Here is a 15161-nt window from a genome sequence, read left to right as displayed (position 1 = left end):
TTCTATTTTCTGAAATATAAACCATGACGAAGCATAATTTATTTAATGAAAGCGCTTTACAAGAAAGATATTGACTTCTATTACTTATAGTTATTTTTCTTTAAACGCAAAGAAGGCAAATATAATTTACTCGTTGATAAGCATTTTCAGATAACGGCCATATTCGGTTTTAGCAAGTTTGCTGGCTTGTTCTTCAACTTTTTCCTTATTCAGCCATCCATTGCGGTATGCGATCTCTTCTAGACAAGCAACCTTCATACCCTGACGTTTTTCTATAGTATGAATAAACTGAGATGCTTCTACCAAACTATCGTGAGTTCCAGTATCCAGCCATGCGAAACCGCGCCCCAGCAACTCTACCTGCAAGTTACCCTGATCTAAATACATCTGGTTCAGAGTCGTGATTTCAAGCTCACCCCGTAGTGACGGTTTCACCTGTTTTGCCATCTCTACTACGTGTTTGTCATAAAAATAGAGGCCCGTCACTGCCCAGCTTGATTTTGGCTTTAAGGGTTTCTCTTCGATTGAAAGCGCCTTAAAGTTTGCGTCAAATTCAACAACGCCAAAACGTTCAGGGTCCTGCACCTGATAGCCAAATACCAAAGCACCGCTGGTCATTTGTGATGCAACTTCTAACTTCTTACCGAAACTTTGCCCAAAGTAAATGTTATCACCAAGCACCAATGCGCAAGGTTCATGATTGATGAATTCTTCGCCAATGATAAACGCTTGGGCCAGACCATCCGGAGAAGGTTGCACTGCGTAAGAAAGGTTTATACCAAATTGCGAACCATCACCAAGCAAACGCTTGAACGCGGGCATATCTTCTGGGGTCGTTATAATTAAAATATCCCGAATATTGGCCAGCATAAGGACAGAAATAGGATAAAAAATCATTGGCTTATCATAAACAGGTAACAGCTGTTTAGACACGCCTTGTGTGATTGGATATAAACGCGTGCCGGAACCGCCAGCAAGAACAATACCTTTCATCATTTATTCCTTTATTCTTCCGTTAATCCCAGACGTTCACCAGCATATGAACCATCCATCACACGTTTCCACCAGCTTTCATTAGCCAAGTACCATTCGACAGTTTTGCGGATTCCTGATTCAAACGTTTCCTGTGGCACCCAACCCAGTTCTTTCTTAATTTTACTAGCATCAATGGCATAACGCAGATCATGTCCAGGGCGATCAGTAACATAAGTAATCAGATCGGAAAAATGTCTTAGTCCGGCAGGCTTGTCCGTGATAATGTCATCCAGAATGCTACAAATCGTTCTCACGACATCAATATTTTTGCGTTCATTGTGACCGCCGATGTTATAAGTTTCTCCCGCAGCTCCTTCCGTCACCACTTTGTACAATGCGCGAGCATGGTCTTCTACATATAACCAGTCACGGATCTGCTCACCATTCCCGTAGACTGGTAACGGTTTACCGCCCAGAGCATTCAGGATAATAAGTGGAATCAGTTTTTCCGGGAAATGATACGGACCGTAGTTATTTGAGCAATTTGTTACCAATGTTGGTAGGCCATAAGTTCGACGCCACGCGCGGACTAAATGATCGCTTGATGCTTTTGATGAAGAGTACGGGCTACTTGGCGAATAGGGCGTTTTTTCTGTAAACAGTGGCAATACAGAACCTTCAGGAACGTCCTCAGGATGCGGCAAATCGCCATACACTTCATCCGTAGAAATATGATGAAAACGAAATTGAGATTTTTGAGCATCACCCAACTGCGCCCAATATTTCCGTGCTGTTTCCAGAAGTACATAGGTCCCGATGATATTTGTTTCGATAAATGCAGCAGGGCCTGTGATGGAGCGGTCAACATGGCTCTCAGCAGCCAAATGCATGACAGCATCTGGCTGATGCTCAGCAAAAATGCGCGTCAGCGCTTCGCTTTCACAAATATCCGCACGCTCAAATGAGTAGCGGGCATTGTTTTCAATTTCTGCCAGTGATTCAAGATTACCTGCGTAAGTTAATTTATCAACATTAACCACAGAGTCCTGCGTGTTATTAATGATATGCCGAACAACCGCTGAACCAATAAAACCTGCACCACCAGTAACCAGTATTTTCACGAGAATTATCCGCTTTTGTTTTTCAATGACTTAACTTAAAAACCTGGAAGCCAGGCCCGTAACTCGCAACCAAATTTCGGATATGCTACCGCCCCAGGCTCTACAGCTACCAGTATACTGTGGGTGCATTCCGACAATTTGAAGTTGCATCAACGCCCATTGGCGACTTAATTTAACGCACCGCCCGGCACAAAATGCTAAACGCGTATTCTCCGCTTAAACAGTGCCGGAAACAAGGAAAAATCTCAGCAACATCTCCGCGTTTAAGCCACCTTGCATCCCTTTTAACTATTGATTTTTATTAATAAAGTAAAAGAGCAGTGAGAATATGAGAAAGACGTAATCGTCTTACCACCACTCTTCACTGCCCCTGAATTGGCGAATCTATATACCCGTTTTACGTTTGCTTACTGTGTAAGCAATTTCTTAATACTTTCGCGGAATTTCTGACCTTCTTTGAGGTTACGCAGACCGTAGTTCACAAAGGCCTGCATGTACCCCATTTTCTTACCGCAGTCATAGCTGTCGCCAGTCATCAACATCGCATCAACAGACTGTTTTTCCGCAAGCTCAGCAATCGCATCGGTCAGCTGAATACGACCCCACGCGCCCGGCTCGGTTTTTTCCAGCTCTGCCCAGATATCGGCAGAAAGCACATAGCGCCCTACTGCCATCAGATCGGAATCCAGAGTCTGCGGTTGATCCGGCTTTTCAATAAACTGAACAATGCGGCTGACTTTGCCTTCTGTATCCAGCGGCTCTTTGGTCTGGATCACGGAGTATTCAGAGAGATCGCCTTTCATGCGTTTTGCCAGCACCTGGCTGCGGCCAGTCTCAGCAAAGCGCGCCACCATCGCCGCGAGGTTGTAACGCAGCGGATCGGCGGTCGCCGTATCCAGCACGATATCCGGCAGCACCACGACAAACGGGTTATCACCAACGATCGGACGCGCACAAAGAATAGAGTGGCCTAAACCCAGCGGCTGCGCCTGACGCACGTTCATAATCGTCACGCCTGGCGGACAAATAGACTGCACTTCCGCCAGCAACTGGCGTTTAACACGCTGTTCAAGCAGCGCTTCAAGTTCGTAGGAGGTGTCGAAGTGGTTTTCCACGGCGTTTTTTGACGAGTGGGTCACCAGAACGATTTCTTTGATCCCTGCAGCAACAACTTCGTCGACGATATACTGAATCATCGGCTTGTCGACGATCGGTAGCATCTCTTTTGGAATCGCTTTCGTGGCCGGGAGCATATGCATCCCCAGACCGGCTACCGGAATAACTGCTTTCAAATTAACCATTATTTCTTCCACCTATAATAATTGGATGAATTATAAACCTTTAACCTGTTTTCGCCAGTGCGTTTGCAGCGAGGAAAGTGAAAGATGTTACGCCTAATGTCCCTGTAAGGCAGTAGATGTAATCCTAACCCTGGTGCTAAATCACCAGGATTTATCGTAAAAGGCTATTTAATGCGCTTAGAGCCGCTTCGCCGGCAAACGGAAGTTCAAATTATCGGCATTTACCACATGCTGATCGACCCTGTCGATATCGACTGAACTCTGTCCATTTTCATTGACTGCATGAATATTCGCCAGCGACAGCAACGTATCCTGTTTCGCCATAAAACGCCCGCGCACATCTTTGCGTAAATCGAAGTTCATCTTCAGTGCCGGGCCGTTAGCGGCCTCTTGCGTTACGTTGATGTTACGCAGGAAAAGATGTTGCGGTTTATTGTGCAGCTCCAGCGTCGCACTCTGCATTTTCACATTAGTGATAGCCACAAATGACGTGGCATTACCGGACGATATCTGGATACCGCGCAGCTTATATTTGCTGCTGCTATTGTCCTGCTGGATATCGTTGAGTTTGAAATTCTGCGGGATCGACAAATAATCGCCTTTGATAACACCATAGCCAATCAGCATACCGGCGCTATTGACCATGCTGACATTATCAATGACAAAATTATCGCAGCCGTAAATCGCCACCGTCGCATTATCAATCCCGGCTTTCTTACTGAAATCCGGAGTGATGTTTTTCGCTTTAACGTTGCGAATAATAAAATGTTTACCGTTTTCCACATGCACTAACTGGCGGCAGTTGCTGCCGGTAATATTCGCCACGACAAAGTTTTTAACCGCTTGATCTTCAGGGTAGTTATTGTCGTAGGTACTGCCCGCCAGCCCAATACCAATGCCCCAGTTAATCTTTCCATTGGTGCAGTTGATATTATCAATCACGTGGTCGGAGATCAGGATATTGCGGTCGTTGATGGCCACATTCCATTCGATCGCATCACCTTGTAAGTCACTGAAATGACCATTAGTAATCCGTACACCGTCCAGTTCGTTGTGGAAACCCTGGCGTAAAATGCCATAGTTCGCTTTGCTCACCGTGATGTTATCAATCAGCAAATTGCGCATTGTGCGCGCATCTTTGCCGCCAATGTAAATCTGCATCACCGGGCCAAAGCCACTCATACTCACGCCCTTGATTACGCAGTCCGAACCGCGAACATCCAGCGTGATGTTATAGAAATTGCCGCCCTTCTCCCCCACCACACGGCTGCCGTCCTGCAACACAAAGCGTCCGCGTCCGTTACCTTTCAGCGCGCCGCGCACCAGTAGCGTTTTGCCGGCGGGAATAAAAATACCGGTGTTGATATTGTCGCAGACCACACCCGCGGGGACTTCCACGGTTTGCCCTTCGGCAAAAGCCTGTTTAAACGCGGCGGGCCAGTCATTACGGTTGTAATCACTGATGCTGACCGTGTCGTTACGCCCCAACGCGCGGGCTGCCGGAATATGTAGTAAAGGAAGCGCCGCCAGCGCGGAACCGGCGGCCAGAAAGGTGCGGCGAGAGAGCGCAGTTGCTGTTTTCTTCACGGTCATAAAACCTCTGTTAAAGCGTCTGCAACAGACTGGCAAGTTGCTGGTTGATGATTTTCTGGTTGAAGTCGTTCTCGACTTTCTTCCGCGCCCGCGTCACCACCGGTGTCAAATCACGGCTCTCCATACTTCCGAAAGCAGCCAGGCGCTGCGCCAGCGCCTCGGCATCATTTTCCGGCACTAGCCAGCCGGACTGCCCGGCGTCGATCAGCTCAGGAATGCCGCTGTGGACGGTTGAAACCACCGGGATCCCCACCGCCATCGCCTCCATCAGCGCAACCGGGATCCCTTCCATATCCCCATCCGCGCCGGTAATCGACGGCAGTAAGAAAACGTCGGCTTCATCAAGCAGCGCTTTCACTTCATGGCTGGGTTTAAAGCCCGGCATTTCAATCACATCTTCCAGTTGGAATTGTTCGATAAGCGTGCGTAAGCGGCGTTCCCATGGACCAATACCAAGGATGCGATATTTGAAATCCACCCCACGTTCTTTCAATAAACGGCACGCTTCAATGGCGACATGCAGCCCTTTTTTCTCGGTCAGACGCGCCACAGAGATAATTTGCAGTGGGCTACCGGGGCTTTTAACCGAGCGCAGGCTAAAGCGGGCCATATCAACCCCCATGCGCGAAACGGCGATTTTGGTCTCCGGGCAGCCCATATTTTTCAGTCTACTCGCCCATAAATCGCTGATCGGCAACATCAGATCGCCACGCTGGAAAAGTTGCCGATACTCAGGCGTGTAGTGGTTGAGCACGTCGCGATGAGAGATATCAATGCCGTGGAACACGGTGGCGATTTTGCCCTTGAGTACGCCCAGTTCCCGCAGTTTTGCGGCGGTAACGCCTGCCGGGCCAAAGTGGGCGATAAAGACATCGGCGCTGAACGTGCGCGGCGCGAGGCCGCAAATGGCTGGCAGGATCAGGTTGCGTGCTTCGCCGCCGTAGCGTGACATGTTCAACGCTTTCCAGGTTGAGGACTTCCAGATACCCCGCGCGATCGCCTGCCCACGATAGCTCAGTTTTGCCATCTTCCCTTCCGGCTCGGCCAGTAGCCAGTGCGTTTTTTCCGCCAGCCGGTACTCGGTATATGCCGCGTGCGTGTTGTTCATATCGCCCTTATGCAGGGCAACAATCTCAACTTCAAAACCCATATTGATAAAGGCAACGATCTGATTGAGCACAAAGGTTTCAGAAGATAAGGGAAACTTCAGCAAGAAGAAGCTGACTTTCATTTCACCCCCTGCACACGATCAAGCACCGATTTGACCATTTTCATGCCGTGCTCGCGCTCCGCTGCCACCGCCGTTGCCAGACGTTGGTTAATCGCAGGCAGTTGTCCCAGCGTGTCGGCCGCCATCGCCGCCAGCGAACCATCCAGCAGATGGCGAATATCGACGGCCATTTCCGGCATGCCAAGTTGCTGCATGATGCCTGCCGACTTGTGTTCATAATTAATGGCAATCGCCGGTGTACCAAAGTTCATCGAGATAATCGCGGAGTGCAGGCGCGTACCGACAGTTAAGTCACAGGCGCCGAGGATCTTGCCCATCTCCAGATCGTTGAGTTCATCCATCACCACGTGGTAGCGCGACGGATCGCTCACATACTGGCGCAGATTGAGCGCCACCATACGGTCATCTTTGTTATAGCTGTCAATGCCGGTACAGGTAGAGAGCGCAATGACCTGATAACCCGCGTCAATGATTCGGTTGACCACCTCGGCAAAAGCCTGTTCATAGGCCTGTTGGGTGGTGTTGAGTCGTTTATCGAACGGTGCCAACTCACGCAGCGTAATCGCCACGGTTTTCTCTTTTGCCGCCAGATCCAGCCAGTGCTGGACCGCATAGCTGGCAACAAAATCGTGCTGATGGTGATCCACCAGCCAGGCGGTATCCACGCCATGCTCCACTTTGCTGGTAGTGATGTCGCTTTGCTTCATCAAGTTGAGGCTCACGGTTTCGCGCAGGATCAGCGCATCGCAATGGCCAAATACATAATTTGCCAGTTGGTTAAACGCCTCGTTCTGGAACGGTCCCACGCTGTGACCAATCATGTAGATCGGTTTTTTCGCCATAAACGTACACAGCGCGTGTTCAAATTGCGGCACACCATACAGATCGACGAAGAAAGAGCCGCCGACCTGAATAATCGCGTCATAGCCCGCCAGGCGGCGGACAAAATCGGTAAAACCTTGCGCAATAGCGATATTGCGCAGCTTACCGGTATCCGTCACCCTGGAGAGCAGCACCTGGTGCTGGTAACGACGGCGCAGCACTTTTTTCACGCGCCCCATCAACCCGGCGGCGTTGTTCTGCTCTTTCATCTGGCTATAGAGCGGGTCGCCCATCACCGGGCGGTTGAGTAACCAGGATGAGCTCACCGGATAGCGGCTCATCACATCCACCTCTGCATCAGGCTCAATCAGGGCAATCGCATCCAGCAATCCACGTAAAATAGCGCTGTCACCACGGTTGCCGCATGTGTGATTGCCAAGGATCAATAATTTCATAACGACCTCATAAAGGGGTTCAATCAGGTTTCTTATCCTGCGCGAAGCAGCGTTTTGAGTTTCTCGTTGCGGCAAAACTGGCGCTTCATCTCCACCACCAGCGCATTACGCGACACAATCAGCATCCCGGCGAACGCCACCACGCCCGCAGTGACCTGAATCGCCAGCATCGCCGCCAGCGGCACATGTCCGTTCAGGGCCAGACCCAGGCCATAGCTCACCACCAGTGTCGGCAGCGACAGATAAAAGGGCAGCCACAGGCTCAGGATGTATTGGCGGTAGCTGGAACCGAGAACCGGTTTGATCATCACGAAGTAGCTCAAAACCGTGTTGATAATTTGCACCAGCAGAAAACCGAGTGTCACGCCGAGCGCACCCGCCAGATGTCCACCGACAATAATGGCGGGGATAAAGAGAAACGTTTTAAAGACATTGAATTTAAAGCTGATATCCACCCGTGCTTTCGCCATCAGCAGCGAACCAATCGGGTTACCTACCGCGCGCAACAGGCCGACAATACACAGCAGCTGCAGGATAGGAATGATGCTGTTCCATTTGTCGCCAAACACCAGCGGCACAAAGTTATCCGACACGACCATCAGCCCCAGCAGGATCGGGAAGTTAATGATCCCAACAACCGACAGCAGCTTGTAGAAGTTCACGCGCAGCTTTTCCGTATCGTCCTGAATTTTGGCAAACGCCGGGAACAGCACGCGGGTGATGATGGGGTTGAGCTTCATCGGTGGCACCACCGCCACGTTGTACGCCAGGTTATAGCCCCCGGCGACGCTGGCACCGAGAATACGCGCCAGTACCAGTGTGGAAAGGTTGGTGTTCACATAGTTGATGATGCTGTCTGCCGTCAGCCAGGCACCAAAACGCAGGTTGGAACTGACAGAAGCCAGTGAGAAATGCAGCCCTGGACGGTAAATTTTGCGACCGAAATAGCCAAACAGCAGCGTGCGTACGGCGGTGTTGACCAGATAACCGAGAATCGCGGTCATCGCCAGCGGCCAGAAGAATGCGCTGATAACCGTAAAGCTAAAGCCCGCCAACACTGACAGCGTTTCGATTGCGCCTATCTTGTTGAACTCCAACTCTTTTTGCATCAACGCACGGAATTGCTGGCCATGTGGGATAACCACAAAAGCCAGCGACAGCGTTTTAATCAGCGGTTCCAGATCCGGGTTATTCAGCACATTGGCGATCACCCCGCTCAGGGAGAAAACGGCAATGCAGACCACAATACCCAACCCGACATTGAGCCAGTAAAGCGTGGTCAGTTCGAGATGGCTTATCTCTTTACGCTGAATAATGGAGTTCGCGATACCGAAATCCGACAGCGTATCCGCCAGCGCGATAATCACCAGCGAGATGGTCAGCAGACCAAACTGGTGATTATCGATAATGCGCGCCAGTACGGTCATCTGCACCAGCCCCAGACCAATAATGGTCAGGGTCGCCATGGCGGACCACTTCGCGCCGCTGATGGTTTTTTCTCTCAGGCTCATGACCTTTCCTTAATACGCCGCTTTGTTAACAAAGCCTTTAAAGACGGTCAGAAAAACGATTTTGATATCGAACCATAGGCTCCATTCGCGGATGTACTCGAGGTCGAACTCAATACGTTTTTCCATTTTCTCCAGCGTGTCAGTTTCACCACGCCAGCCATTAATTTGCGCCCAGCCGGTAATACCGGGTTTCACTTTATGGCGCAGCATGTAGCCCTCAATCAGCGAACGGTACTGCTCATTGTGCGCCACCGCATGCGGACGCGGGCCAACGATCGACATGCCGCCGGTCAGCACATTGATAAACTGCGGCAGTTCATCCAGCGAAGTGCGACGCAGAAAACTGCCGATTTTGGTGACGCGCGGATCGTTCTGCGTTGCCTGGGTCACCACTTTGTCGTTTTCCATCACCTTCATGGAGCGGAATTTCCACACCTTGATCGACTTACCGTCAATGCCATAGCGCGTCTGGCGGAAGATAATCGGCCCCGGCGAACTGATTTTCACCGCCACCGAAATCGCCAGCAGCACCGGGGAGATGAGCAGTAAAATCAGCGAAGCAAGGACAATATCTTCCAGACGTTTCAGGATGCGGTTGACGCCGGAAAGCGGTGTGTCATACAGCGGCACCACCGGCACGCCGTTCACCTCTTCCACACGCGAATGCAAGATATTAAAGGTAAAGACATCCGGGATGAGGATCACCGAACAGGTGGTATCGGCCAGTTGGCGCACCAGCTTTTTGATACAAACTGCGTCATTCATCGACATGGCGATGTAGACGTTGTGAATTTTCCCACTTTTCGCATCTTCCACCAGTTGATCGAGGTTCCCCGCCCAGTCAGTGGTAATGCCGCCCGGTTTTGGATCGTGATAAACCCCGACCACATCAAACCCGAGCCAGGGTTCATTGCGAAAACCTTCCAGCAACTCCTGGCCCATCGGCATATCCCCGGCCACGGCCACGCGGCGCGTGTTGTAGCCAAGGTTACGCATCCAGCCCGCACCAAAGCGGATCACCGAACGGCTCAGCATCAGTCCCATCGAGGTCAACAGATACCAGGCGAGATAAATATTGAAGGTGTTATCGAAATCATTATTGAACGCCAGCAGGCCGGCGCTGAAAACCAGACTCAGCGTCCAGTTCTGCAACAGCAGCGTCAGTTCAGTCATGATTTTCACGCCCCGCCAGGAGCGATAAAAATCGGTCATTCCGCCGATCATCTGGAAAACAACCAGCGTAATCAGAGCCATCAGCAGATGCATGTAGAAGAACGGCAGCGCATTGACCTTACACACCAACCACAGGCCACCGAACATAATGGTGATGTCGGAGAAGCGCTGCACGATAGAGATTAACGATGCATTCGTTTTAGCCCGGTCGCGTTTTTTGAGATGAGTCATCGTTGTACCTGCCTGTATGCTCACCCTCCCCGGCATCGGGGAGAGGAACGCCTTATTGTTATTGATTCAACAGTGCCAGAATTTCCTGCGTTCGCGCTTCCATCAGTTGCACGTCGCGCCGCGATTCAACATTCAGGCGTACCACGGGTTCTGTGTTGGAAGAGCGCAAGTTAAAGCGCCAGTCGGCAAATGCGATGCTGATGCCGTCCGTGCGATCGATCTCCAGCGCGCCTGGCGTGAAGTGTTGTTCAACGCGGTTGATAGCCGTCGCCGGATCCGCCAGTTTGCTGTTGATCTCGCCGCTGGCCGGGAACGCCACCATGCGGTCACTCACCAGTTGTGCCAGAGTTTTACCTTTCAGACACAGCAGCTCGGTGACCAGTAGCCACGGGATCATGCCGCTGTCGCAGTAGGCAAAGTCGCGGAAGTAGTGGTGCGCGCTCATTTCGCCGCCATAAATGGCGTCTTCTTCGCGCATCCGTTCTTTAATAAAGGCATGGCCGGTTTTCGACATCACTGGCGTTCCGCCCGCGCGGCCAATAACATCCACCGTGTTCCATGACAAGCGCGGGTCATGGATAATCTTCGCGCCCGGATGTTTCTCGAGGAACGCTTCCGCCAGCAGGCCAACAATGTAGTAGCCTTCGATAAACTGCCCTTCCCCGTCGAACAAGAAGCAACGGTCAAAGTCGCCATCAAAAGCAATGCCCATATCGGCGTTATGCTCGATCACCGCATTGCGGGTATCGTCGCGGCACTCCGGCAGCAGCGGGTTAGGAATACCGTGCGGGAAGGTGCCGTCCGGTTCGTTGTGCACTTTGACAAAGGTCACCGGCACATTCAGCGCCTTAAAGCGGGCTTCAATGGCATCCACTACCGGGCCTGCCGCGCCGTTACCGGAGTTAATCACCAGCTTCAGCGGCTTGAGGTTATTGGTATCGATATAGCCCATCAGGTGATCGATATAAGCGTCGCGCAGATTAATTTGCTCGTAGCTGCCGCGTTTTGCCGGGTTCACCGGTGGGAAATCATTGGCTTCTGCCAGGCGCTGAACATCACGCAGCCCGGTATCGCCGCTAATCGGACGCGCGCCCTTACGCACCAGTTTCATGCCGTTATAGTCCATCGGGTTATGACTGGCGGTCACTTCGATACCGCCGTCAACGCCCAGATGGAACGTAGCAAAATAGATCTCTTCTGTACCGGAAAGACCTATATCCAGCACATTCACACCCGCGTCCTGCAAGCCTTTCGCCAGCGCCAGTTTCAGCGCTTCGCTGGTCTGGCGCACATCGCCACCCAGCACGATGGTCTGCGGCTTCAGGTACTCCCCATAGGCGCGGCCAATACGCCATGCGATATCTTCATTGAGTTCTTCGCCCAGCTTGCCGCGAATATCGTAAGCTTTAAAACAGGTTAATTTTTCCATCATTACCTCTTCTTCAGGCAACAGTCAGCCGTGACCGTAAAATGGCCATATCTTGTTGATTAATTTAAATTTACAAACCGGATAACGTTCGCGTTATCCGGCGCGGGAATTAAACACGGCCGTAACGATCGGCAAACCGCACAATGTCATCCTCTTCAAGGTATGAACCAGAGCGTACCTCGATCAGATCGAGCGGAATTTTCCCAGGGTTTTCCAGACAGTGGCGCGCGCCGAGCGGAATATAGATAGATTCGTTTTCGCCCAGCAATTTCACCTCGCCATCAATCGTCACTTTCGCCGTACCCGCCACCACCACCCAGTGCTCTGCGCGGTGGTGGTGCATCTGTACGGAGAGCCCTTCCCCCGGCTTCACGGTAATACGTTTCACCTGGTAGCGATCGCCGGAATCGATGGAGTCATATTTACCCCACGGGCGGTAAACTTCGCGGTGAATATGGTGTTCGTGGCGCCCGTCGGCTTTGATTTTTTCAACCACTTTTTTCACATCCTGCACGGCGTTACGGTCAGCAATCAGCACCGCATCTTTGGTTTGCACCACCACCAGATCTTTCACCCCGACGGTTGTCACCAGGCCAGATTCCGCATAAACGTAGCTATTTTCGGTTTTATGGCTAATAACGTCGCCGTGATGGACGTTTCCCTCCGGTGTGTGCTGGCTAATTTCCCACAGCGAGGACCAGGAGCCGACATCGCTCCAGCCCGCATCCATCGGTACCACCACCGCATCGGCAGTTCTTTCCATTACCGCGTAGTCAATCGACTCTTCCGGGCAAGCGAGGAAGGACGCCTCATCAACGCGGATAAAGTCCATATCCGGGTCGGTGGCGTCCATTGCTTTTTCGCAAGCCTCAAGGATATCCGGACGGTATTTTTTCAGCTCTTCCAGATAGCGACCGGCGCGAAACAGGAACATGCCGCTGTTCCAGTAATACTCACCACTGGCCACATAACCCTGTGCGGTTTCGAGGTTGGGTTTTTCGACAAATTGTGCCACTTCAAACGCCACCGCATCGACTTCACCGGCGGATACCGCGCCACGACGGATGTAGCCATAGCCGGTTTCCGGCAGATCCGGCACGATACCAAAGGTCACCAGTTTGCCAGCGTCGGCGTATGGGATCGCGTTGCGTACCGAAGTGCGAAATGCCTCTTCATCCTGAATCACGTGGTCAGCGGCCAACACCAGCATCAGCGGATCGCTATCCGGGTTGTGGCGTGTTATCGCCAGCGCAGCCAGCGCGATGGCCGGTGCGGTATTGCGGCCTGCGGGTTCAAGAATGATGTTTTCGGTCAGCTTGTGCAGCTGACGCAGTTGCTCCGCCACGATAAAGCGGTGCTGTTCGTTACAAATCACCACCGGGCTTTCGCACTCCACGCCGTTCAGGCGGCAGATGGTGGTTTGCAACATGGTCAGTTCGCCTTTCAGACAGAGAAACTGTTTAGGGTAAAGTACACGGGACAGCGGCCACAAACGGCTGCCAGAGCCGCCGGCCATCACGACCGGATAGAGTTGTGTTTGACTCATGATTTATCCCCATTGCCATCGAAATTCAGTTCGCCGTCATGCGCGCTTTCGCGGGCACCCGCGGACTGAGTGGAATTCTCCGGGCTGATATCTGCAATAAACTGGCTTAACACGTTCTCTTTTTCGAGCGTGCGTTCGGCATATTCACGTGCCACCGTGTTGTTTTTGGGCATCGCCAGTGCGCGTTCAATGCCCCAGGTCAGCGCGTCAACCGATTCCGGTTCAACGCAGACCGCAATGTCTGGCAGGGTCAGGCACAGTTGGCCAAGTTCGGTACTCTCTTCAGCGGTGATGACCGCATTGCCGCCGACCGCCAGAATGTTGGTCAGTTTGGACGGCAGCACCGCGTCAGCCGCGCCGCGTTTTTGAATCACCAGATGGCAATCGCCCATGTTCAATAAGGCCGGTAACGCGTCGTACGGCTGCAACGGGAAGAATTTCACGTTGTGAAGCCCGCGCTCGCTGACCATTTTTTCCAGCCTCGCCTTGCCGCCGCCCTGGCCTACAATCACAAACAGCCACGGCTGGTTGTGCAGTTTTGCCGCCGCTTCAATGACATTTTCCAGCCCCTGCTTCTCACCGATATTGCCGGAGTAAAGAATGATTTTTTTGTCATCCGGCAGGCCGAGTATTCGGCGCAGTTGCGCGACGGATTCGTCGTCGATATCGCGAAAACGCGCCACTTCGGACCAGTTCGGGAAGAAAATAATTTTGTCCGCAGCCACCCCTTTCTCCCGCGCTTTGTTCATCATCGAACGGGAGATGGTCGACACGTTGTCAACGTTATGCAGATTGCTGCGTTCAAAAGCGGTCGCCAGCTTCGCCACACGACCGTTTTTACCTTTGCCCGCCATGCCTAAACCCAGCATGGCGTCGACTTCATAATCCTGAATGTGCAGCACGGTTTTCGCACCGCTCAGTTTTGCCAGCAGGCGCATGCCCGGCGTGCAAAACAGTGTCGGCACCACGCCGATAATGCGATCCGGTTTCCAGCGACGCTGCGCCATCAACGGGAAGAAACTACTCAGGGCAAAACTGCCCAGGTGCAGCAGCCGCTTTAAGGTCGATGGCTGCGCGGGCACATACAGCGGGCAGCGCCACACCGTGGCAACGCCCTGCTCTTTGCGCCAGCGCCAGGCGCTGTAGTGCGCGCCCACTTTCCACTCCGGGTAGTACGGCGGCGCGGTGATAACACGCACGTCATGGCCCTGACGGGCCATCCATTCCACCATTTCGCCGGTGTACTTACCGATCCCGGTTAGCTCCGGCGAATAGTTGATGCCATAGACCAGGATTTTCATAAGCCCGGAACTCCCTGCGCATCAAGGAAATAGGCGCGGCTATTGTCATGCACCAGCGGGTCGGCAATCAGTGACTCCGCCGTGCCCCAGCGGTAGTCATTGTGCTGATCCGGCGGCAGCGCGAGGGTCTCTTCATCCACGCGCAGGCGAAAGCCCAGCACGATGTAATGCGTGGTGAAATCCGGGCCGGAAAAGTTGTCGTCATAGAAGTGCTGCCAGACGCCGTAAAACTCGCCTGCCGACATCGGCAGGCGCAGTCCCAGTTCCGCCTGAGTCAGACGCTCGAAAGCGGCCGCCAGCGGCTCGTCCTTCTGCACGCGTCCGCCCGGTACAAACCAGTATCCCTGGGCCGGGCGGTTAGTGCGCTTGCCGAGTAAAAACTCGCCGCGTGAGTTTTCCACGATCAAATCGATGGAAATCAGCGGGGTCGAACGCACCACCGTGGCAAAATCTTCCTGACTCAAAAACATAC

At 52.4% G+C, this 15161-nt stretch carries 12 protein-coding genes; all 12 read right to left on the bottom strand.

Going from position 1 to position 15161, the window contains the following annotated elements:
• Positions 1-126: 126 nt before the first annotated feature.
• Positions 127-993, bottom strand: coding sequence for a glucose-1-phosphate thymidylyltransferase RfbA (gene rfbA / locus ACFX4O_RS09205; RefSeq protein ID WP_380208846.1), 867 nt, complete (start codon positions 991-993; stop codon positions 127-129).
• Positions 994-1004: 11 nt separating this feature from the next.
• Positions 1005-2096, bottom strand: coding sequence for a dTDP-glucose 4,6-dehydratase (gene rfbB, locus ACFX4O_RS09200; protein ID WP_380208235.1), 1092 nt, complete (start codon positions 2094-2096; stop codon positions 1005-1007).
• Between the two features lie 407 nt (positions 2097-2503).
• Complete coding sequence (galF, locus tag ACFX4O_RS09195; RefSeq protein ID WP_065370577.1) at positions 2504-3397, bottom strand: GalU regulator GalF; 894 nt, start codon at positions 3395-3397, stop codon at positions 2504-2506.
• A gap of 177 nt (positions 3398-3574) precedes the next feature.
• Positions 3575-4990 (bottom strand): colanic acid biosynthesis protein WcaM, encoded by a 1416-nt coding sequence (gene wcaM / locus ACFX4O_RS09190; RefSeq protein ID WP_131410529.1) that lies wholly within the window; start codon positions 4988-4990, stop codon positions 3575-3577.
• Between the two features lie 10 nt (positions 4991-5000).
• Positions 5001-6221, bottom strand: a complete 1221-nt coding sequence (gene wcaL / locus ACFX4O_RS09185; protein WP_380208232.1) for a colanic acid biosynthesis glycosyltransferase WcaL — start codon at positions 6219-6221, stop codon at positions 5001-5003.
• Positions 6218-7498, bottom strand: a complete 1281-nt coding sequence (gene wcaK / locus ACFX4O_RS09180) for a colanic acid biosynthesis pyruvyl transferase WcaK (protein ID WP_131410533.1) — start codon at positions 7496-7498, stop codon at positions 6218-6220. Before wcaK ends, wcaL begins: the two co-directional genes overlap by 4 nt.
• A gap of 32 nt (positions 7499-7530) precedes the next feature.
• On the bottom strand, positions 7531-9009 hold the full coding sequence (locus tag ACFX4O_RS09175) for an MOP flippase family protein (protein ID WP_131410535.1): 1479 nt from the start codon (positions 9007-9009) through the stop codon (positions 7531-7533).
• Positions 9010-9018: 9 nt separating this feature from the next.
• Positions 9019-10413 carry an undecaprenyl-phosphate glucose phosphotransferase gene (gene wcaJ / locus ACFX4O_RS09170; RefSeq protein ID WP_380208230.1) on the bottom strand — a complete coding sequence of 465 codons (1395 nt, stop codon included), beginning with the start codon at positions 10411-10413 and terminating at the stop codon, positions 9019-9021.
• A 58-nt stretch (positions 10414-10471) separates the two neighbouring features.
• Complete coding sequence (gene cpsG / locus ACFX4O_RS09165) at positions 10472-11842, bottom strand: colanic acid biosynthesis phosphomannomutase CpsG (protein ID WP_380208844.1); 1371 nt, start codon at positions 11840-11842, stop codon at positions 10472-10474.
• 109 nt (positions 11843-11951) lie between these two features.
• Positions 11952-13388, bottom strand: coding sequence for a mannose-1-phosphate guanyltransferase (gene cpsB, locus ACFX4O_RS09160; RefSeq protein WP_131410539.1), 1437 nt, complete (start codon positions 13386-13388; stop codon positions 11952-11954).
• Positions 13385-14689 carry a colanic acid biosynthesis fucosyltransferase WcaI gene (gene wcaI, locus ACFX4O_RS09155; protein WP_380208227.1) on the bottom strand — a complete coding sequence of 435 codons (1305 nt, stop codon included), beginning with the start codon at positions 14687-14689 and terminating at the stop codon, positions 13385-13387. Before wcaI ends, cpsB begins: the two co-directional genes overlap by 4 nt.
• Positions 14686-15159: a GDP-mannose mannosyl hydrolase gene (locus tag ACFX4O_RS09150; protein WP_131410543.1), complete on the bottom strand. Its 474-nt coding sequence runs from the start codon at positions 15157-15159 to the stop codon at positions 14686-14688. Before ACFX4O_RS09150 ends, wcaI begins: the two co-directional genes overlap by 4 nt.
• Positions 15160-15161: the final 2 nt, after the last annotated feature.

Origin of the sequence: Kosakonia sp. YIM B13571 (genome assembly GCF_042788095.1) — a bacterium.
In the GTDB taxonomy this organism is placed as follows: Bacteria; Pseudomonadota; Gammaproteobacteria; order Enterobacterales; family Enterobacteriaceae; genus Kosakonia; species Kosakonia quasisacchari.
Note: the sequence above shows the minus strand (reverse complement) of the source record. Positions and strands in the feature narration are given on the sequence as shown.

Excerpts from the sequence above, each read along its gene's own strand:
- rfbA (WP_380208846.1), bottom strand. The coding sequence starts at position 993 with ATGAAAGGTATTGTTCTTGCTGGCGGTTCCGGCACGCGTTTATATCCA.
- galF (WP_065370577.1), bottom strand. The coding sequence starts at position 3,397 with ATGGTTAATTTGAAAGCAGTTATTCCGGTAGCCGGTCTGGGGATGCAT.
- wcaM (WP_131410529.1), bottom strand. The coding sequence starts at position 4,990 with ATGACCGTGAAGAAAACAGCAACTGCGCTCTCTCGCCGCACCTTTCTG.
- wcaL (WP_380208232.1), bottom strand. The coding sequence starts at position 6,221 with ATGAAAGTCAGCTTCTTCTTGCTGAAGTTTCCCTTATCTTCTGAAACC.
- wcaK (WP_131410533.1), bottom strand. The coding sequence starts at position 7,498 with ATGAAATTATTGATCCTTGGCAATCACACATGCGGCAACCGTGGTGAC.
- ACFX4O_RS09175 (WP_131410535.1), bottom strand. The coding sequence starts at position 9,009 with ATGAGCCTGAGAGAAAAAACCATCAGCGGCGCGAAGTGGTCCGCCATG.
- wcaJ (WP_380208230.1), bottom strand. The coding sequence starts at position 10,413 with ATGACTCATCTCAAAAAACGCGACCGGGCTAAAACGAATGCATCGTTA.
- cpsG (WP_380208844.1), bottom strand. The coding sequence starts at position 11,842 with ATGGAAAAATTAACCTGTTTTAAAGCTTACGATATTCGCGGCAAGCTG.
- cpsB (WP_131410539.1), bottom strand. The coding sequence starts at position 13,388 with ATGAGTCAAACACAACTCTATCCGGTCGTGATGGCCGGCGGCTCTGGC.
- wcaI (WP_380208227.1), bottom strand. The coding sequence starts at position 14,689 with ATGAAAATCCTGGTCTATGGCATCAACTATTCGCCGGAGCTAACCGGG.
- ACFX4O_RS09150 (WP_131410543.1), bottom strand. The coding sequence starts at position 15,159 with ATGTTTTTGAGTCAGGAAGATTTTGCCACGGTGGTGCGTTCGACCCCG.